Below are 19098 nucleotides of genomic sequence, written 5' to 3'. Positions count from 1 at the left end.
TTTAAGACTTGGTACTAAAAAGGGAGTTTGAATGTATGAAATTAAAAAAACAAGAACGTCGCGATGCAATTAAAAAAGAAATTGAAAAAAACCCCTTTATTACTGATTTAGATTTAAGTATACTGTTTTCCGTAAGTATTCAAACTATTAGGCTAGATCGTAAATACTTAAATATTCCGGAGTTAAGAAAGCGAATTAAATCAGTAGCTAGAAAAAATCATGAAAATATTCGCTCAATTGATGGTAGTGAAATCATAGGTGATGTAATTAATGTACAACCTGATCAAGAGGCAACATCAATTATTGAAATTGATGAAGATTCAGTATTTACAAGAAATCAAATTGCTAGAGGTCATGTACTGTTTGCACAAGCAAACTCCCTATGTGTAGCACTTATACATAAACCGACTGTATTAACAAAAGAAAGTAATGTGACGTTTTTAAAACCAGTTAAATTAAATGATACGGTACGTGCGGAGGCACAGGCTGTTGAAATTACAAACAAATACTATATGATCAATGTAAATTCTTATGTCAAAGGTAGCATTGTATTTCAAGGTACATTCAAAATGTATTATATAAGTGAGGATGAACAAAATGGTTAAAATAGCGATTGATATGATGGGTGGAGATGAAGCGCCTGGAATCGTTTTGGAAGCTGTTAAAAAGGCTGTAAATGATTTTAAAGATTTAGAAATAATATTATTTGGGAATCAAGCCCAATGTAATCTCAATCACGATCGTGTAGAAGTACGTCATTGTACTGAAGAAATTACCATGGAAGATGAACCGGTTAGAGCAATTAAACGTAAAAAAGATAGTTCAATGGTGCGAATGGCAGAGGCTGTGAAAGTTGGCGAAGCTGATGGCTGCGTATCTGCCGGAAATACAGGCGCCTTAATGTCTGCTGGTTTATTTATAGTTGGTCGTATCAAAGGTGTAGAACGACCAGCTTTAGTTGTTACTTTACCTACTATTTCAGGTAAAGGCTTTGTATTTATGGATGTAGGTGCAAATGCAGATGCAAAAGCCGAGCACTTATTACAATATGCAAAACTAGGAAATATATATGCGCAGAAAATTCGTGGTGTTCAACAACCTTCTGTAAGTTTATTGAATATTGGTACGGAGGCATCAAAAGGCAATACACTTACGAAGAAAGCTTATAGTCTAATGGAAGCACAGCAAGACTTTAAATTCACTGGTAACATTGAAGCGAAAGCACTAATGACAGGTGAAGCTGATGTAGTAGTTACGGATGGATATACCGGAAATATGATTCTTAAAAACTTAGAAGGCGTAGCAAAATCCATAGGTAAAATGCTTAAAACAACATTGTTAAGTAGCTTTAAAAATAAATTGGCTGCACTTGTTTTACGTAAAGACTTAAATACCTTAACAACAAAAATGGATTATGCAGAATACGGCGGTTCAGTGTTATTAGGATTGAATGGTATTGTAGTCAAAGCGCATGGTAGTTCAAGTGCGAAAGCTTTTTATTCAGCGATTCGCCAGGCTAAAATAGCTGGAGAACAAAAGATTGTTGAAACAATGAAAGAAACGGTGGGTGAAGGAAATGAGTAAAACAGCAATTATTTTCCCGGGCCAAGGTTCACAAAAAGTCGGGATGGCAAATGATTTATACGAACATAATGAAGCAGCAACAGAAATACTTAATCAAGCCCAGACACAAATGGACTTCGATATATTAGAAACTATGTTTACAGATTCAGAAGAAAAATTAGGTCAAACGGAAAATACACAACCAGCTTTATTAACACATAGTTCTGCTCTATTACAAGCACTTGAAAAGTTAGATGCAGATTATACTATGGGGCATAGCTTGGGTGAATATGTGAGTTTAGTCGCAAGCGGTGTACTTGCGTTTGAAGATGCAGTGAAGATTGTGCGTAAGCGTGGTCAATTGATGGCTGCGGCGTTTCCTGATGGTGTTGGTAGTATGGCGGCCGTTTTAGGGCTAGATTATGAAGCGGTAGAAGAAATATGCCAAAAGCTATCTACTGAAGATGAAATTATTGAACCAGCCAATATTAATGCTCCAGGACAAATCGTTGTTTCAGGACATAAAACGTTAATCGATCAACTTGTAGCTGAAGGCAAGGCGATGGGCGCTAAACGTGTACTACCACTTGCTGTATCTGGACCATTCCATTCTTCAATGATGCAAGTCATTGAGGCGGATTTCGCTACATATATCGATCAGTTTGAATGGCATGATGCTCAGTTTCCAGTAGTACAAAATGTCCACGCTAAAGGCGAAACGGATGCAAAAGTGATTAAATCTAATATGATTAAACAACTTTATTCGCCAGTACAATTTATTGAATCAACACAATGGCTTATCGACCAAGGCGTTGATCATTTCATTGAAATTGGTCCTGGTAAAGTACTCTCAGGATTAATTAAAAAGATTAATAGAGATGTAAAATTAACTTCAATTCAGACACTAGAAGATGTGAAAGGATGGAATGAAAATGACTAAAAGTGCATTGGTAACCGGAGCTTCAAGAGGGATTGGACGCAGTATTGCCATCCAATTAGCCGAAGAAGGGTATAATGTCGCAGTAAACTATGCTGGTAGTAAAGATAAAGCAGATGCAGTTGTAGAAGAAATAAAAGCTAAGGGTGTAGAAAGCTTTTCAATTCAAGCGAATGTTGCAGTAGGCACTGAAGTCAAAACTATGATTAAAGAAGTAGTTAATCAATTTGGCTCAGTTGATGTGCTTGTAAATAATGCTGGTATTACACGTGATAATTTAATCATGCGTATGAAAGAACAAGAATGGGACGATGTTATCGACACAAATTTAAAAGGTGTGTTTAATTGTATACAAAAAGTAACACCACAAATGTTGAAACAAAAAAGTGGAGCAATTATCAATTTATCTAGTGTTGTTGGTGCCATGGGTAATCCAGGTCAAGCAAATTATGTTGCAACAAAGGCAGGTGTCATTGGTTTAACCAAGTCATCTGCAAGAGAATTAGCTTCAAGAAGTATCACTGTAAATGCTGTAGCACCTGGCTTTATTGTTTCAGACATGACAGATGCTTTGAGTGATGAGTTAAAATCACAAATGTTAGAGCAAATTCCATTAGCAAGATTTGGAGACGATAAAGATATTGCTAATACCGTAGCCTTTTTAGCATCGGATAAAGCAAAATATATTACTGGCCAAACAATTCACGTTAATGGCGGTATGTATATGTAAAGAATTACGGCATGTCTATAAAGACATGTTAAGGTATTTGGTTATATGATTACTACAATATTTATAGCGCTTAATTTAATTGTATATCACCTACATAAAGTTAAGGTTAAAACTACAATAATATGCGAAAATATACACTTATCCATCTAATTGCCACTTGTATTTCAATAGATAAAATGGGAAAATATAAAAGTCTATAATTAGATTTTTTTAAAGGAGGTGAATCGACGTGGAAAACTTTGACAAAGTAAAAGATATCATTGTTGACCGTCTAGGGGTTGACGCTGAAAAGGTAACTGAAGGAGCATCTTTTAAAGATGATTTAGGCGCTGACTCACTTGACATCGCTGAATTAGTTATGGAATTAGAAGACGAATTTGGTACTGAAATTCCTGATGAAGAAGCTGAAAAAATCAACACTGTTGGTGATGCAGTTAGTTTTATCAATAGCATTGAAAAATAATAAACAAATATCTGAGTCGTTGAAATTACGGCTCAGATTTTTTATTGGCTAAAAATAGTAGCGCTTAATCAAGGAGAAATATATATAGGTGTATTAAATGTATTGAATTCGTGAATGGCAGTCGTTGAATGACGGCTGAAGTAAACAGTTTTTTCTTTAGTTTTATGTTAAAATCACGTAAAATATAAGGATGTATGGGTAGTCTAGCTGTAAATCTGAGGAGGAAAGAGATTGACCAATAATAAGAAAACAGAAATGGTTCAAGCATTCCAAAAAAGGTTTGCTCAAAAGATGCAAGAATTAGAATTGGATTTTAATCAAGTAGAATTATATCAACAAGCATTTTCGCATTCTAGTTTTATCAATGATTTTAATATGGATCGTTTAGATCATAATGAACGATTAGAATTTTTAGGAGATGCGGTATTAGAATTGACGGTTTCACGCTATTTGTTCGATAAATATCCAGAATTGCCTGAAGGTAATTTAACAAAAATGCGTGCAACAATTGTTTGTGAGCCTTCACTTGTAATATTTGCCAAAAAAATTCAGCTTAATGATCTTATTTTATTAGGAAAAGGTGAGGAAAAAACAGGTGGAAGAACGCGACCATCACTTGTTTCAGATGCTTTTGAAGCGTTTGTGGGTGCTTTATACTTAGATCAAGGTTTACCTTCTGTATGGAAGTTTGCTGAAAAAATTATTTTCCCATATGTGGAGGATGATGAACTTGATGGTGTGGTGGATTTTAAAACGCAATTTCAAGAATATGTCCATCAGCAAAACAAAGGTGATGTGACCTATCGTCTAATAAACGAAGAAGGTCCTGCACATCATCGTTTGTTCACATCAGAGGTTATTCTAGAGGATATTGCTGTAGCTGAAGGTAAAGGCAAGACTAAAAAAGAATCAGAACAAAAAGCAGCGGAAAGTGCATATAAATTAATGAAAAACAAAGGGTTATAACTTTGTGATTATGTCATACGAAATAAAGAATACGTTGTTATAAATCTTCTCACTGGCAATGTAATGATTAAGGAGCATAACATGGTATATTTGAAATCAATAGATGCCGTTGGGTTTAAATCTTTTGCTGAACATACAAATGTACAGTTCGATGAAGGAGTAACAGCAATTGTTGGACCGAACGGCAGTGGGAAAAGTAATATCACCGATGCAATCAAATGGGTACTAGGTGAACAATCAGCCAAATCACTTCGTGGTGCTAAAATGGAAGATATTATCTTCTCAGGGGCTGAACATAGAAAAGCTCAAAACTATGCAGAAGTAAGATTAAAGTTAGATAATAGTTCTGGTAAATTACAAATAGAGGCACCTGAAGTGTTGGTTACACGTCGATTATATAGAAGTGGTGAAAGCGAATACTATCTTAATAACGAACGTGCCAGATTAAAAGATATTGTGGATTTGTTTTTAGACTCTGGCTTAGGTAAAGAAGCATTTAGCATTATTTCACAAGGTCGTGTCGATGAAATATTAAATGCAAAACCTGTGGATAGACGACAAATATTGGAAGAGTCTGCAGGTGTGCTAAAGTACAAGAAACGTAAGGCGACCGCTGTACAAAAATTAGATCAAACTGAAGATAACCTTTCTCGAGTAGAAGATATTTTATATGACTTAGAAGGGCGCGTCGAGCCTTTAAGAGAGGAAGCAGCAATTGCTAAAGAATATAAGCACCTTTCTCAAGAGATGGAAAAAAGTGACGTACTAGTTACAGTGCACGATATTGAACAATATAGTAAAAGTATCCATGAACTCGATGACAATTTAAACTTCTTAAAGAGCCAACAAGAAGCTAAAGATGCAGAAAAAGTACAACATACGCAAGCATTAAATAAATATAAATCTGAGCGCCAACAAATTGATAATCAAATAGAAACGTTGAACTTTCAATTAGTTAAAGCAACAGAAGATGTTGAAAAATATGCAGGACAGCTTAAAGTTTTAGAAGAACGAAAAAAGAATCAATCTGAAACAAATGCGAGGTTTGAAGAAGAGCAAGCAAGCTTAGAGCATCAATCATATACACTTAAAGAAGAACAGACAGAGGCACAGACAAAGATTGATCAATTAAAACAACAACAAAAAGAATTAAATGAAAAAATACATCACTTTGAATCACAACTTTATGTTACAGATGAACAACATGATGAAAAGTTAGAAAAAATTAAAGATAAGTACTATCAATTGATGTCTGAGCAATCTGATGTCAATAATGATATTCGTTTTTTAGAACACACAATTCAAGAAAATGAGTCCAAGCAATCACGTTTAGATTCAAGATTAATTGAAGCATATGAAGAATTGAAAAACATTCAAAGTGATATTAATGATGCAGACAAACAACGTCAAAGTACACAAAAAGAACTGCAACAGTCAGAGCAACAGTTAAATAAATACGAACGCAAATTAACCGAACTCAAACAACAACAAGAAACATATGAAGAGAAATTACACCAAGCTTATCGTTTTAACGACAAGCTAAAATCACGTATAGATAGCTTATCTACACAACAAGAAGAATACAGTTATTTCTTCAACGGCGTAAAACACATACTTAAAGCTAAAAATGACAAGCTTTCTGGTATACATGGCGCAGTAGCAGAAATTATTCAAGTGCCTTCGGAGTTAACGAAAGCGATTGAAACGGCGTTAGGTGCATCATTACAACATGTCATTGTGGATTCTGAAAAAGACGGTAGACAAGCGATTCAATATTTAAAGCAACATGGTTTGGGAAGAGCCACGTTTTTACCATTAAATATCATTCAACCAAGACAATTGGGTAGCGATATTTTAAAGATTGCACAAGATACGCATGGCTTTATTAATGTTGCCGCACAAGCTATACAAGTTGATCAAGCATATCAAAATGTAATACAAAATTTACTTGGCAATACAATTATTGTGGATGACTTAAAGCATGCGAATGAGCTTGCACGTTCAATTCGTTACCGTACACGAATAGTAACGTTAGAAGGCGATATTGTTAACCCTGGTGGTTCAATGACTGGCGGTGGTGATCGTAAAACGAAAAGTATTTTAGCTCAAAAAGACGAGTTAACAACTATGCGTAAACAATTAGAAGACTACCAACAGCAAACCATTGAATTCGAAAAACAATTTCAAACAGTTAAAGCACAATCTGATGAAATAAGTGAAAAATATTTTGATACAAGTCAAAGTTACAATAACTTAAAGCAAACAGTGCATGATTGCGAATTAGAATTAGATCGTTTACGTAAAAAAGAAGCACACATCAAAGATGAACATGAAGAATTTGAATTTGAAAAAAATGACGGATATCAGAGTGAAACGAGTAAACAAACGCTCATAGATAAAAAGCAAAGATTAGATGAAATAAAAGGTCAATTACAACAATTAGAGGGTGATATTGACTTATACACTAAATTGTCGAAAGAAGGCAAAGAAAGTACAACACAAATGCAACAACAATTACATCAAAAGCAATCTGATTTAGCTGTAGTAAAAGAGCGACTCAATAGCCAACAACAAACGAAGTCAAGGCTGGAAAAACAGTTGCTTCACGTAGCAGATCAACAGCAGAAATTAGATGAACAAATAAGTTTGTTTAATTCAGATGAAATGACCGGCGAAAAGGCTTTTGAAACAATTCAAAGTAGTATCACTGAAAGTAAGGCAGATAGAGATAATTTGACGACGACACTTGAAGAAATCAAATCGCGTAGAACGGCTTTAAATGATACAATAGAAGCGACAGATCAGCAATTACAAGAAGCTAATCAAGATATTTTATCAATCGAAAATCGCTACCAAGACATTAAGTCTGAACAGTCTCGACTTGACGTGTTAATCAATTATGCTATTGACCACTTAAGTGAAGATTATCATTTAACTTATGAACGCGCGAGTCAATTATACGATTTAGATGAAGATATCGATGTAATACGTAAAAAAGTTAAATTAACAAAAATGTCCATAGAAGAACTTGGACCAGTTAATTTAAATGCTATTGAGCAATTTGAAGAAATTAATACACGTTATACATTCTTAGATGAACAGCGTACAGATTTAAGAGCAGCAAAGTTAACGCTAGAACAAATTATTGAAGAAATGGATCAAGAAGTAAAAGATCGTTTTAAAGAGACGTTTTTTGCAGTACAAGGTTATTTCTCAGAAGTATTTAAGTCATTGTTTGGTGGTGGACAAGCTGAGTTACGTTTGTCAGGTGATGATTATTTAACAGCAGGGGTGGATATCATTGTTCAACCTCCTGGAAAAAAATTGCAACACCTATCTTTATTAAGTGGTGGAGAACGTGCGTTGAGTGCAATTGCTCTATTATTTGCTATCTTAAAAGTACGTTCGGCTCCGTTTGTTATCTTAGATGAAGTAGAAGCAGCATTAGATGAAGCAAACGTTATACGCTATGCTCAGTACCTTAAAAAATTATCAGATCAAACACAGTTTATCGTAATTACTCACCGAAAAGGGACGATGGAATTTTCAGATTGTCTATATGGTGTTACCATGCAAGAATCAGGTGTATCAAAATTGGTAAGTGTTAATTTAAATACGATAGATAAAGTCATGAAGGAGGAACAAGCATGAGCTTTTTCAAACGATTAAAAAATAAATTTTCAGGTTCAGATGAAAATCAACAACAAGATGAACAATTAGAACAACTAGAAACTGAACAAAATAGTGATGAGGACAAAGATAAAACCTCAAAAAAACCTAAAAAATTAAAAGAAGCAGATTTTGATGAAGATGGCTTGATTTCAATTGAAGACTTTGAAGAAATTGAAGCGCAACAACTCGGAGCAAAATTTAAAGCTGGTTTAGAAAAATCACGTGAAAATTTCCAAGAGCAATTAAACAACTTGATTGCACGTTATCGTAAAGTAGATGAAGATTTCTTTGAAGCTCTAGAAGAAATGCTTATTACTGCTGATGTCGGGTTTAACACCGTCATGCAACTTGTAGAAGAATTACGTGAAGAAGCGCAACGCCGCAATATTTCTGAAACTGAAGATTTGCGTGAAGTCATTGTGGAAAAAATTGTTGAAATCTATCATCAAGACGAAGAAAATTCAGAAGTAATGGACTTGGAAGATGGTCGTCTTAATGTGATTCTTATGGTGGGCGTGAATGGTGTAGGTAAGACAACTACGATTGGTAAATTAGCACATCGTTATAAATCTGAAGGCAAAAAAGTTATGCTTGCAGCTGGTGATACATTTAGAGCTGGTGCGATAGAACAACTTAAAGTGTGGGGAGAACGCGTTGGTGTTGAAGTGATGAGCCAAAGTGAAGGATCAGATCCTGCGGCAGTGATGTACGACGCTATTAATGCAGCTAAAAGTAAAGAAGTAGACATTTTAATTTGTGATACTGCGGGACGTTTACAAAACAAATCTAATTTAATGAATGAATTAGAAAAAGTAAAACGTGTAATTGGACGTGCTGTACCCGAAGCACCTCACGAAGTGTTACTTTGCTTAGATGCTACTACTGGACAAAATGCATTATCACAAGCAAAATCATTTAAAGAAGTGACAAATGTTACAGGTATAGTGTTAACAAAACTAGATGGTACTGCTAAAGGTGGTATCGTATTAGCGATACGTAATGAACTGCATATACCTGTTAAATACGTTGGCTTAGGTGAAAAGTTAGATGATTTACAACCATTTAATCCTGAAAGCTATGTATATGGACTATTTGCTGATATGATTGAACAAAATGTTGATGAAGCTGACGAAATAGCAGCACCAAAGTCCGAAGATGATGACTTAGAAGGTAATTCTAATGAGTCAAAATGATTTAATTAAAACAATTCGAATGAATTATCTATTTGATTTTTATCAATCTTTGTTAACTGATAAGCAGCGTAATTATTTAGAACTATTTTATTTACAAGATTATTCTTTAAGTGAAATCGCTGATACTTTTGATGTGAGTCGTCAAGCAGTTTATGATAATATAAGAAGAACTGGCGACTTAGTAGAAGATTATGAAGAAAAGTTGGGCTTATATAAAAACTTTGAACAAAGACAAGATATATACGGGAAAATGAAAGAACATATGAATGATCCAGAAAAAATAAAACAATACATTCAATCACTTGAAGATTTAGAATAGATGATTAAAAAGGAGGGTATTTGATATGGCATTTGAAGGATTATCCGATCGTTTACAAGGAACGATGCAAAAAATTCGAGGCAAAGGTAAAGTTACGGAAGCAGATATTAAACTAATGATGCGTGAAGTAAGATTGGCATTGTTAGAAGCCGATGTTAACTTTAAAGTCGTAAAAGAATTTGTCAAAACTGTATCAGATAGAGCTTTAGGTTCAGATGTAATGAAATCATTAACACCTGGACAACAAGTAATCAAAATAGTGCAGGAAGAACTTACTCAACTTATGGGTGGAGAAAATGCTACGATTACTATGGCTAACAAACCGCCAACTGTTGTAATGATGGTCGGCTTACAAGGTGCAGGTAAAACCACGACAGCAGGTAAATTAGCACTGCTTATGCGTAAGAAGTATAATAAAAAACCAATGCTGGTAGCGGCAGATATTTATCGTCCAGCAGCTATTGATCAGTTACAAACTGTAGGTAAACAAATCGACATTCCTGTATACAGTGAAGGCGACCAAGTGAAACCACAACAAATTGTAGAAAATGCAATAAAACATGCTAAAGAGGAACACTTAGACTTTGTGATTATTGATACAGCTGGGCGTTTGCATGTGGATGAAGCATTAATGGAAGAATTAAGTGATGTTAAAGAAATTACCAAACCAGATGAAATTATGCTAGTTGTCGATGCAATGACAGGTCAAGATGCAGTTAATGTAGCCCAATCATTTGATGATCAACTTGAAGTTTCAGGTGTAACACTTACAAAATTAGACGGCGATACTCGTGGTGGTGCAGCGTTATCAATTCGTTCCGTAACTCAAAAACCGATTAAGTTTGTAGGTATGAGTGAAAAACTTGATGGTTTAGAACCATTCCATCCTGAACGTATGGCATCTCGTATCTTAGGAATGGGAGATGTATTAAGTTTAATTGAGAAAGCACAACAAGATGTAGATGAAGATAAAGCTAAAGACCTAGAGAAGAAAATGCGTACATCTTCATTTACGTTGGATGATTTCTTGGATCAATTAGACCAAGTTAAAAGTCTTGGACCATTAGATGATATTATGAAAATGGTGCCGGGTATGAATAAAATGAAAGGCTTAGATAATTTGAACATGGATGATAAACAAATTGATCATATTAAAGCCATCATACAATCAATGACGCCAACCGAAAGAAATAATCCAGATACATTGAATGTATCTCGAAAAAAACGTATCGCTAAAGGTTCAGGTCGTTCTGTACAAGAAGTGAACAGATTAATGAAACAATTTAACGAAATGAAAAAAATGATGAAACAATTTTCTGGCGGAGGCAAAGGTAAAAAAGGTAAACGTAAACAAATGGAAAATATGTTAAATGGCATGAACTTACCATTTTAGTTATTCGTTTGCTATAAATAAGTTGCTAGTTAGAAAATCAAATAAAAAAAAGGTAGTTTCCTAAAAGTGGGAACTACCTTTTTTATTGACCATGATATATTATATTAAGCCAAGATGTTCTCGGAAAGTTGTACCATCGTAAGAGGACCTAAATAAATCTCTTTTTTGCAGCTCAGGAATAATCAGATTTACAAAATCTTCCAAACTGTTTGGAAGTACAGGAGGCATCAAATTAAAACCATCAGCGACACCACAATCCATCCACAGTTCCATAGTGTCTACAATGTCTTTTGGTGTGCCAATTAAAGTTAAGTGTCCACCACCAGCATTGAGATAACCTAGTAGTTCTCTTAACGTAGGATTCGTGTCTTGGATGATTTCAAGGACTGTCTCATAACGACCTACAGGGCCTGTAAACGATTCAACTGGAGGTAATGGTGGGACAGGTTTATCTAAATCCCAGTTATGGCAGTCTTGTTGTATGAAAAAGCTCAATTGCTTTAATGCAGTTTCAACTGGTAGCGCTTCGTCTAATTTTTGTTTTTTTGCATATGCTGCTTCATATGTCTCACCTACATATGTAACTAAACCAGGGAAGACCTTGATATGTTGTCTGTTTGGATCTTCACTCAGTAACTGTTCGTCAAGTTTCTGACGAAAGGCCTTTGCTTGTTTTAAATTCCATGCAACAGCATAAACAGCATCAGCATATTTTGCAGCTAGTGCTATGCCTTGGCTTGATGCACCCGCTTGCATTGCTACTGGTTTGCCTTGAGGGCTACGGGGTGTAGTAGATGGACCTTTTACATTAAAGAACTTTCCTTCGTGATTGAAAGGGTGTATATGTGATGAATGAATTAAATGATTGTCTTTACGATTATGTGAAAAGTCATTATAGTCCCAAGAGCTAAATAGCTTATTCATCAGTTGAGCAAATTCATGAGCTTTTGCATATCTTTCTTCGCGTGGTGGAAGTGCTGGCATACTATGGTTAAAAGCTTCTAAATCAGTCATTGAAGTAACAAGGTTCCAACCTACACGACCTTGAGTAACATGGTCTAAACTTAAGAGCTGACGAGATGCTGTAAAAGGATTGGAAAACGTACTGGAAATAGTGGCTACGAGGCCAATGTGATGAGTTACTTGCGAAATTGCAGTTAAACTTACTATAGGGTCAAACCAAAATGCTGGCATATCACTTTCAGACTTTGCTGGGAATGAATGATTGTCTGCAAAGAACACAGCATCAAATAAACCTTGCTCAGATATTTGTGCTAGCTCTTGATAATAGGATATATCTCCTACACGTTCAACGCTTGAATCAGGCATTAACCAAGCAGCTTGGTGATGGCCACAAGCATATATTAATATACCAATATTGAGATGTTTCTTAGAATCCATAGTCATTACGAGATGCCTCCAAATTTCAAATTATTAATTCATAGTTAAACCACCATCAATGGTAAAGTTCTGTCCTGTTATACCTTTTGCTTGATCAGATACTAAATAGGCCACCATATTGGCAACGTCTTGTGGAGCGGTAACTTTTTTCAAAGGTGTTGTCTGTGCAATCAGATCAAATACTTCAGCAGTGGTAGCAGCACTGGCATCTGTGGTTTTTAATAAGCCGCCTGATACAACATTAGCTGTAATGCCAAACTGACCTAATTCTGCTGCAATGTTACGTGTTAACCCAATAAGACCAGCTTTCGCTGTTGTATATTCATGATAAGGTACCACAGGATTTTGATATAAATTAGTACCAATAGAAATAATGGCACCAGATTGTCTTTCTGAAAATTGGGGTAATACACTTTGAATGACGTTAAATGCTGATTTTAAAGTACCATCGAGTTGTTGCTGATAATCGTCCCAAGATAAGTCTTTGAAAGGTTTTTGCTGTGTAGGGTCAAACTTGAACCCAACTAATGCATTATTAACTACCGCATCGATATGACCAAAATATTCTGTAGCTTGTGCTATTAATTTTTCGACATCATTTTTATTTGTAACATCAGCTTGAATAGCTATTGCTTGATGTTCGCCAATTTCAGATACTAGTTGCTCAGCCAGTACTTTATTTTGAAAATAATTAATGATAACGTTATATCCTTGCTGAGATAATGTTCTAACAATAACTGCGCCTAAACCTCGACTACTGCCAGTTACTAGTACTGTTTTATTCATATAAATCACTCCTATTCAAATGTTTACTAAATAAAAAAACACAACCTTCACTATAGAAAGTTGTGTATGAAAAAATAACAGTATATTTATAGTAGAATCGTTTTCTCTATAAAATACGAAATCATTCACACTTTCCTCCGCTAGATTTAGCTAGATCAGGTTCAAAGGGTTTGAGTAGAACTCATCTCAGTTTAAAACACCCCTAGTGCTATTATTATTTAATTTATCTTCAATGTATATTTTATATATTCAGATGTCAAGTGGTGCTCTTGAAGGTATATAAGAAAGTGAAATATTGGATGAAACTGGGGAGAAAGACAATATGATGTTATAAGTAAAATGCATTTCACTTTGATTGTTGAAATGAAGCTATTAAGCAATGTATCAACGTATAATATATAAAGTGCTTTTGAATTTGTTGGAAAAAAGTAATCATTGGTCAGTATATATTAAGCATTACATGCATTTTAGTAAGATGACATGAAAGCTTTCATATTGATATTTAATAAAGGTTTGACGATAATTTTAAAAAGGTCAAGAAGAAACTCTTTACAAATGTAGGAAGTACTGTTATCATTATCTCTTGTAGAAAATAAAAATTATGAACATATAAAGGAGAGAAAATAAATGGCAGTTAAATTACGTTTAACACGTTTAGGTTCTAAAAGAAATCCATTCTATCGTATCGTAGCAGCAGATGCTCGTGCGCCACGTGATGGTCGTAACATCCAACAAATCGGTACTTATAACCCTAGCAGCGTGAATGCACCAGAAGTTAAAATCGACGAAGAATTAGCGCTTAAATGGTTAAAAGATGGAGCTAAACCTACAGATACTGTACACAACATCTTATCAAAAGAAGGTATCTTGAAAAAATTCGACGATCAAAAATAAGTTTAAACTTATATCACAAATATATCATTTGTAAGAGTACCGAATCAGGTGCTCTTTTTTTAAATGCTAAAAATAATACGTTTAATATTAGAAATGGTATTGAAAACAAGGCACACAGTTAGTCGTTTGTTCTTGTCTTAAATTTATAATTTCCAACGTTGATTGATAACTAAGATGGATTTATCCATGTTATAATAGGTAGCGTAAAAAATAAAACGTACATAAAAATTAGGGACACCTAGGATATATATTTTATCGGAGGAACATATATGAAAGTTGAAGTAGGAAAAATCGTTAATACACATGGCGTAAAAGGTGAAATTAAAATTAAATCAGATTCTGACTTTACAGAAACGCGTTTTCAACCTGGTGAAGTCGTGGAAATCGAACGTGAAGGAAAAGAAACGCTTGAATTTAAGATTGCTTCATATCGTATGCATAAAGGGTTACATATGCTCACTTTTGAAGGCATTAATAATATTAATGATATTGAATATTTAAAAGGTGAAACGATAGTGCAAGAGCGTGATCATGAAGAAATTGAATTGGGTGAGCATGAGTATTTTTATTCAGATATTATTGGGTGTACAGTCTTTGACGATGAAGATACACCGATTGGTCGCGTAATAGAAATATTTGAAACCGGTGCAAATGATGTATGGGTCGTTAAAGGTGATAAGGAATATCTTATCCCCTATATTGCAGATGTCGTCAAAGATATTGATGTTGAAGGTAGAAGTATAAAAATCACACCTATGGAAGGGTTATTAGATTAATGAAAATTGATTATTTAACACTTTTTCCAGAGATGTTTGATGGTGTGCTAAATCATTCTATTTTGAAACGTGCTCAAGAAAAAGGAATGTTAGACGTTAATACCGTGAATTTTAGACATTTTGCTGAGAACAAACATAACCAAGTAGATGATTATCCATTTGGTGGAGGGCAAGGGATGGTATTGAAGCCGGAGCCTGTGTTCAATGCTATGGATAGTATTGAACACACAGAGGACACACGCGTCATCTTAATGTGTCCTCAAGGGCGACCGTTTAGTCAACAAATCGCACAAGAATTGAGCGAATCAGAGCATTTGGTATTTATTTGTGGACATTATGAGGGTTACGATGAAAGAATAAGAGAACATTTGGTTACTGATGAAATATCAATGGGAGATTATGTGCTAACAGGCGGTGAGTTACCAGCAATGGTTATGACAGACGCTGTAGTTAGACTATTACCGGGCGTTTTAGGTAATCAACAATCCCATGAAGATGACTCATTTCAAGATGGACTGTTAGAGTTCCCTCAGTATACACGTCCACGCAATTATAAAGATATGGGTGTACCTGATGTATTGCTATCTGGTAATCATGCACACATAGAAACATGGCGTCACGAGCAAAAAATCTTACGCACATTTGAAAAACGTCCTGATTTATTAGAGTCTTATACTTTAACGGATAAGGATAAAGATATAATAGAAAGATATAAAAATCAATTGAAAAAAGACTGACAGTGTGCTAATATATTTTAAGTGTGCGACACACGAAAATCACTATGGTCCGCTGCTATATTTTGTCAAGGTAAGAACATAGGTTGAAGGAGAGAAAAATAATGAGCAATCACAAATTAATTGAAGCAGTAACTCAATCGCAATTACGCACAGATATACCTTCATTCCGTCCAGGTGACACTTTAAGAGTTCACGTACGTATTATTGAAGGTACTCGCGAACGTATCCAAGTATTCGAAGGTGTAGTTATCAAACGCCGTGGTGGAGGTATCTCAGAAACTTTCACTGTTCGTAAGATTTCTTCAGGTGTTGGTGTGGAACGTACATTCCCATTACACACTCCAAAAATCGAAACAATCGAAGTTAAACGTCGCGGTAAAGTCCGTCGTGCTAAATTATACTACCTACGTGAATTACGTGGTAAAGCTGCTAGAATTAAAGAAATTCGTTAATCAGCATAATAAGCATGAAAAAACGGTTCCTAATTTAGGAACCGTTTTTTTTGTGCACATATTTCGTTCGAACTCATATTATAAGCTCACGCTGTTAAAAAATAAGTATCAGTATATCTAGTGAAATGACGATTTTACTAGGTATACTACATGTAAGTCGTTTATATGAATATTTATCATAAATTTGAAAATTATTTAGATTTAATGAATTTTGCGAAGACGATGCTTAATATTATGCCTATGATACTGAGCGTGATTAATATATATAAGTAAGGTGGTGTGTATCTTAATTCTATATTTTCCTGACCCTTTTTGACTGGGATGACAGTCATGATACCATTACCTTTTTTGACAGAAACAGCTTTTCCATCAACATTTGCATGCATGCCGTCACGATATGGTATTGGTAAAACAAGATACCCATTATCTTCAATGTCTTTTTTTATGTTGTAACCGTTACGTTGTTTTGCAACTTTCACTTCGTCTAAATCTTTAGATGCTTGCTTGAGTGTATGATAATCTTCGCCATAAATCCCCTTGATATTAAAGCGATATTTACCTTTAGGCAGTTTGATGTTCAAATCTTCGTTTGCTTTAACACGCATGGTAACAGGTGAAACAAAACGACGATATTTATATGATAATTCATTACGTTGTTGTGTATAGTCGTTTAAGCTCACGCTGTGCGCTTTATCTGGTGATAAAAGTTCGACATCCATTTCGACATACATATCTTTATATTTGTATGCAAGAGAAGGGGGCAAATGATATGTTATGCCACCATTATCATTAGTAACGATTAAATTATTTTTATCATCACGGTGTGCACCTTTTAATGAACTAGAACTATGACTTAATAGGTTTTCATTTGGCTTGAAATCACTATTGGCCTGTGTATTTTGACCGTTAAAAACAACGCCTTGTAACATAGCTTGTTCTTGATCCATAGGTGATTTAAGTTGCTTTGAACTATAAACTTTATCTGTGATGTGTGCACTTGGATAAGGAGTTTGATTCGTTGAATGAATAAAGAATTCATTATCTGCATGCTTGATAACATCCTCAGACTCAAAGCCATATGTCATATTTAAATCTTGAGGACGACGTATTCGGTCATTCACATCCCACAAAGCCATTAAATTTGCTCGATTATTAAACAACCTGTAGGTACTATTTTTATCTATTGGCATATTGATTTGTAGTGTTTGGTCATAATATTTTAGTATTTCACCATCGAAAATACTAGAGTAAAGGGCAATGCCATTAAAATGATAAATCATTGGTGAGTTTAGTCCATATTTTGACATATAGTCGATTCTACTAAAGGGATCTTTGTCACGTCGTTGAGTGATATCTTTAATTTTTTTAGCTAGGTTTGGACTTTTATAGGATGAATCCTTTATTGCAGATAATGTAGATTCATATCCCTTTACATTATTCGTATGATGATTTGAAAGAATTAGCCCTTGTTGAATAATAAACAATACCAATAGTATAGGGAACCAACGCTTGTTGAAAAGCTTCTTATTGTATAATAATATACCGAGATAAACCATGATAATGAGACACACGACCATCCAAGTCATTTTCTCATTTTTAACAATTAGCGTCATTACTAACATGATGAGTATTGATGGGACAGCGGTTTTGACGTAAGTGTAAAATGTCAATTCAGAGATGTGTTGAATATATAGAGCGATTAATCCAGCTGTTGTTAGTGCGAAAATGTATACCCAACGACGTTCTGGAGTCGAAAATCCATTAAACATACTATCAAAATATGGCGTTAAAGAACCGATAAGCATTACCCAGGTTGCAATCGCAAATAATTTGTAATAATAATGACGATATAATTTGAATGATAATAAAGCCTGTAAAGCAATAATAGAAACTGTTATATAAAAACCATTTGTGAAAAAATGTTTTTGACGTGCAAAATCAGTGAATAAAGGTATTTTAAAGTGAGGATTGCTGACTCTGTCATTATGTAAAAATGAAGAAACACCAGTATAGAATCCCCATATACTTACCAATAAACTTAATGCTGCTGCTACAGGTATCACCCATAGCTTTTGTTTTCTTGTCGCAATATCTTTTGGATGTGGATATACGATTCTATATATGTAATAAGCAAAAAGGACGATAGCCTCATAATAACTAAAATAGAAATTTGAAAATAGTGTTAATGCAATTGCAAAAATAAACAATCCGATTTTTTTCTCTCTATTAAAACGTTCAATTGCCCATAAAGATAATGGTAAGAAAATAAGTAAATCCCCATAGTAAGACCATGTAAAATTAAAGGAGATTACTGTAGTTGAAGCGCCGTATAATAGGGAGGCAAGTAAAACAATGCCACCTTTTAATTTTAAATATCTAAAATAATAAAAAGCAATTATAAATGTTGCTACACTCTTGAAAAATGAAACAATTAATTGATTGCTTGCCCAAAATGCAATTGAATGAGGATTGCTATTAAATACAACATCTGAAATCCACACAAAAATAAAATTTATAAAAGTAATAGGGGATGTTGCATAGTAATAAGATAGGTCTTTAATATAATCGCCACCTAAGCCAAAAGATTGATCATAAAATCCTTTGAATTGGCTTAAATGTTCATACAAATACATTTGGAACGGCATCATTTGTCTATAGCCATCTCCAGAACCGCTAAAGACAATACCTTGAGACAAATAGCGATATATGTAGGGTGAGAATAAAAGTAGGGCAACTGCTATTCCCATTGAAGCTATACAAATAAAACGTGTAACTTTGTGAGACCAAAGTCTATTAAACATGGCCATTCCTCATCT

At 34.5% G+C, this 19098-nt stretch carries 17 protein-coding genes and 1 riboswitch; of the genes, 14 read left to right on the top strand and 3 right to left on the bottom strand.

Annotated elements, in window-relative coordinates:
• The first annotated feature begins 35 nt into the window (after nucleotides 1–35).
• The 10 genes from fapR (at nucleotide 36) to ffh (ending at nucleotide 11236) form a co-directional block, all read left to right on the top strand.
• A complete protein-coding gene (gene fapR, locus PYW31_RS08310; RefSeq protein ID WP_046836220.1) occupies nucleotides 36–605 on the top strand; it encodes a transcription factor FapR in 570 nt (189 codons plus the stop codon).
• Nucleotides 598–1584 (top strand): phosphate acyltransferase PlsX, encoded by a 987-nt coding sequence (gene plsX / locus PYW31_RS08305; RefSeq protein WP_046836221.1) that lies wholly within the window; start codon nucleotides 598–600, stop codon nucleotides 1582–1584. The genes fapR and plsX overlap by 8 nt, the downstream gene beginning before the upstream one ends.
• The gene (gene fabD / locus PYW31_RS08300; RefSeq protein ID WP_046836222.1) at nucleotides 1577–2503 is read left to right on the top strand and encodes an ACP S-malonyltransferase; all 927 of its coding nucleotides are present in this window, start codon (nucleotides 1577–1579) and stop codon (nucleotides 2501–2503) included. Before plsX ends, fabD begins: the two co-directional genes overlap by 8 nt.
• Complete coding sequence (fabG, locus tag PYW31_RS08295; RefSeq protein WP_046836223.1) at nucleotides 2496–3230, top strand: 3-oxoacyl-[acyl-carrier-protein] reductase; 735 nt, start codon at nucleotides 2496–2498, stop codon at nucleotides 3228–3230. The genes fabD and fabG overlap by 8 nt, the downstream gene beginning before the upstream one ends.
• A gap of 229 nt (nucleotides 3231–3459) precedes the next feature.
• Complete coding sequence (locus tag PYW31_RS08290) at nucleotides 3460–3693, top strand: acyl carrier protein (RefSeq protein ID WP_046836224.1); 234 nt, start codon at nucleotides 3460–3462, stop codon at nucleotides 3691–3693.
• 255 nt (nucleotides 3694–3948) lie between these two features.
• On the top strand, nucleotides 3949–4659 hold the full coding sequence (rnc, locus tag PYW31_RS08285; protein ID WP_371261096.1) for a ribonuclease III: 711 nt from the start codon (nucleotides 3949–3951) through the stop codon (nucleotides 4657–4659).
• 81 nt (nucleotides 4660–4740) lie between these two features.
• Nucleotides 4741–8310 (top strand): chromosome segregation protein SMC, encoded by a 3570-nt coding sequence (gene smc, locus PYW31_RS08280; protein ID WP_046836226.1) that lies wholly within the window; start codon nucleotides 4741–4743, stop codon nucleotides 8308–8310.
• Nucleotides 8307–9524: a signal recognition particle-docking protein FtsY gene (gene ftsY, locus PYW31_RS08275; protein WP_046836227.1), complete on the top strand. Its 1218-nt coding sequence runs from the start codon at nucleotides 8307–8309 to the stop codon at nucleotides 9522–9524. Before smc ends, ftsY begins: the two co-directional genes overlap by 4 nt.
• Nucleotides 9511–9843, top strand: a complete 333-nt coding sequence (locus PYW31_RS08270; RefSeq protein ID WP_046836228.1) for a putative DNA-binding protein — start codon at nucleotides 9511–9513, stop codon at nucleotides 9841–9843. The genes ftsY and PYW31_RS08270 overlap by 14 nt, the downstream gene beginning before the upstream one ends.
• 25 nt (nucleotides 9844–9868) lie before the next feature.
• Entirely contained in the window at nucleotides 9869–11236 is a 1368-nt protein-coding gene (gene ffh, locus PYW31_RS08265) for a signal recognition particle protein (protein WP_046836229.1), read from the top strand.
• 99 nt (nucleotides 11237–11335) lie between these two features.
• Here ffh and PYW31_RS08260 read toward each other — a convergent pair whose 3' ends face one another.
• Nucleotides 11336–12637, bottom strand: a complete 1302-nt coding sequence (locus tag PYW31_RS08260) for an LLM class flavin-dependent oxidoreductase (RefSeq protein ID WP_371261097.1) — start codon at nucleotides 12635–12637, stop codon at nucleotides 11336–11338.
• 33 nt (nucleotides 12638–12670) lie between these two features.
• Entirely contained in the window at nucleotides 12671–13423 is a 753-nt protein-coding gene (locus PYW31_RS08255; RefSeq protein ID WP_046836231.1) for a 3-oxoacyl-ACP reductase, read from the bottom strand.
• A 115-nt stretch (nucleotides 13424–13538) separates the two neighbouring features.
• Nucleotides 13539–13637, bottom strand: a riboswitch (TPP riboswitch).
• Nucleotides 13638–14050: 413 nt separating this feature from the next.
• Here PYW31_RS08255 and rpsP point away from each other — a divergent pair.
• From rpsP to rplS, 4 genes are all read left to right on the top strand, one after another.
• Nucleotides 14051–14317 carry a 30S ribosomal protein S16 gene (rpsP, locus tag PYW31_RS08250; RefSeq protein WP_046836232.1) on the top strand — a complete coding sequence of 89 codons (267 nt, stop codon included), beginning with the start codon at nucleotides 14051–14053 and terminating at the stop codon, nucleotides 14315–14317.
• A gap of 269 nt (nucleotides 14318–14586) precedes the next feature.
• A complete protein-coding gene (gene rimM / locus PYW31_RS08245; protein ID WP_046836233.1) occupies nucleotides 14587–15093 on the top strand; it encodes a ribosome maturation factor RimM in 507 nt (168 codons plus the stop codon).
• Nucleotides 15093–15830, top strand: coding sequence for a tRNA (guanosine(37)-N1)-methyltransferase TrmD (trmD, locus tag PYW31_RS08240; RefSeq protein ID WP_046836234.1), 738 nt, complete (start codon nucleotides 15093–15095; stop codon nucleotides 15828–15830). Before rimM ends, trmD begins: the two co-directional genes overlap by 1 nt.
• 101 nt (nucleotides 15831–15931) lie before the next feature.
• A complete protein-coding gene (rplS, locus tag PYW31_RS08235) occupies nucleotides 15932–16282 on the top strand; it encodes a 50S ribosomal protein L19 (protein WP_046836235.1) in 351 nt (116 codons plus the stop codon).
• A gap of 191 nt (nucleotides 16283–16473) precedes the next feature.
• Here the strand turns inward: rplS and PYW31_RS08230 are convergent, their stop codons facing one another.
• Nucleotides 16474–19083 carry a YfhO family protein gene (locus tag PYW31_RS08230; protein ID WP_046836236.1) on the bottom strand — a complete coding sequence of 870 codons (2610 nt, stop codon included), beginning with the start codon at nucleotides 19081–19083 and terminating at the stop codon, nucleotides 16474–16476.
• Nucleotides 19084–19098: the final 15 nt, after the last annotated feature.

Source organism: Staphylococcus succinus (assembly GCF_029024945.1).
GTDB lineage: Bacteria > Bacillota > Bacilli > Staphylococcales > Staphylococcaceae > Staphylococcus > Staphylococcus succinus.
Note: the sequence above shows the minus strand (reverse complement) of the source record. Positions and strands in the feature narration are given on the sequence as shown.

Excerpts from the sequence above, each read along its gene's own strand:
- rnc (WP_371261096.1), top strand. The coding sequence starts at position 3,949 with ATGGTTCAAGCATTCCAAAAAAGGTTTGCTCAAAAGATGCAAGAATTA.
- rpsP (WP_046836232.1), top strand. The coding sequence starts at position 14,051 with ATGGCAGTTAAATTACGTTTAACACGTTTAGGTTCTAAAAGAAATCCA.
- PYW31_RS08255 (WP_046836231.1), bottom strand. The coding sequence starts at position 13,423 with ATGAATAAAACAGTACTAGTAACTGGCAGTAGTCGAGGTTTAGGCGCA.
- smc (WP_046836226.1), top strand. The coding sequence starts at position 4,741 with ATGGTATATTTGAAATCAATAGATGCCGTTGGGTTTAAATCTTTTGCT.
- fabD (WP_046836222.1), top strand. The coding sequence starts at position 1,577 with ATGAGTAAAACAGCAATTATTTTCCCGGGCCAAGGTTCACAAAAAGTC.
- PYW31_RS08260 (WP_371261097.1), bottom strand. The coding sequence starts at position 12,637 with ATGGATTCTAAGAAACATCTCAATATTGGTATATTAATATATGCTTGT.
- fapR (WP_046836220.1), top strand. The coding sequence starts at position 36 with ATGAAATTAAAAAAACAAGAACGTCGCGATGCAATTAAAAAAGAAATT.
- ftsY (WP_046836227.1), top strand. The coding sequence starts at position 8,307 with ATGAGCTTTTTCAAACGATTAAAAAATAAATTTTCAGGTTCAGATGAA.
- ffh (WP_046836229.1), top strand. The coding sequence starts at position 9,869 with ATGGCATTTGAAGGATTATCCGATCGTTTACAAGGAACGATGCAAAAA.
- rplS (WP_046836235.1), top strand. The coding sequence starts at position 15,932 with ATGAGCAATCACAAATTAATTGAAGCAGTAACTCAATCGCAATTACGC.
- PYW31_RS08230 (WP_046836236.1), bottom strand. The coding sequence starts at position 19,083 with ATGTTTAATAGACTTTGGTCTCACAAAGTTACACGTTTTATTTGTATA.
- trmD (WP_046836234.1), top strand. The coding sequence starts at position 15,093 with ATGAAAATTGATTATTTAACACTTTTTCCAGAGATGTTTGATGGTGTG.
- PYW31_RS08270 (WP_046836228.1), top strand. The coding sequence starts at position 9,511 with ATGAGTCAAAATGATTTAATTAAAACAATTCGAATGAATTATCTATTT.
- plsX (WP_046836221.1), top strand. The coding sequence starts at position 598 with ATGGTTAAAATAGCGATTGATATGATGGGTGGAGATGAAGCGCCTGGA.
- rimM (WP_046836233.1), top strand. The coding sequence starts at position 14,587 with ATGAAAGTTGAAGTAGGAAAAATCGTTAATACACATGGCGTAAAAGGT.
- fabG (WP_046836223.1), top strand. The coding sequence starts at position 2,496 with ATGACTAAAAGTGCATTGGTAACCGGAGCTTCAAGAGGGATTGGACGC.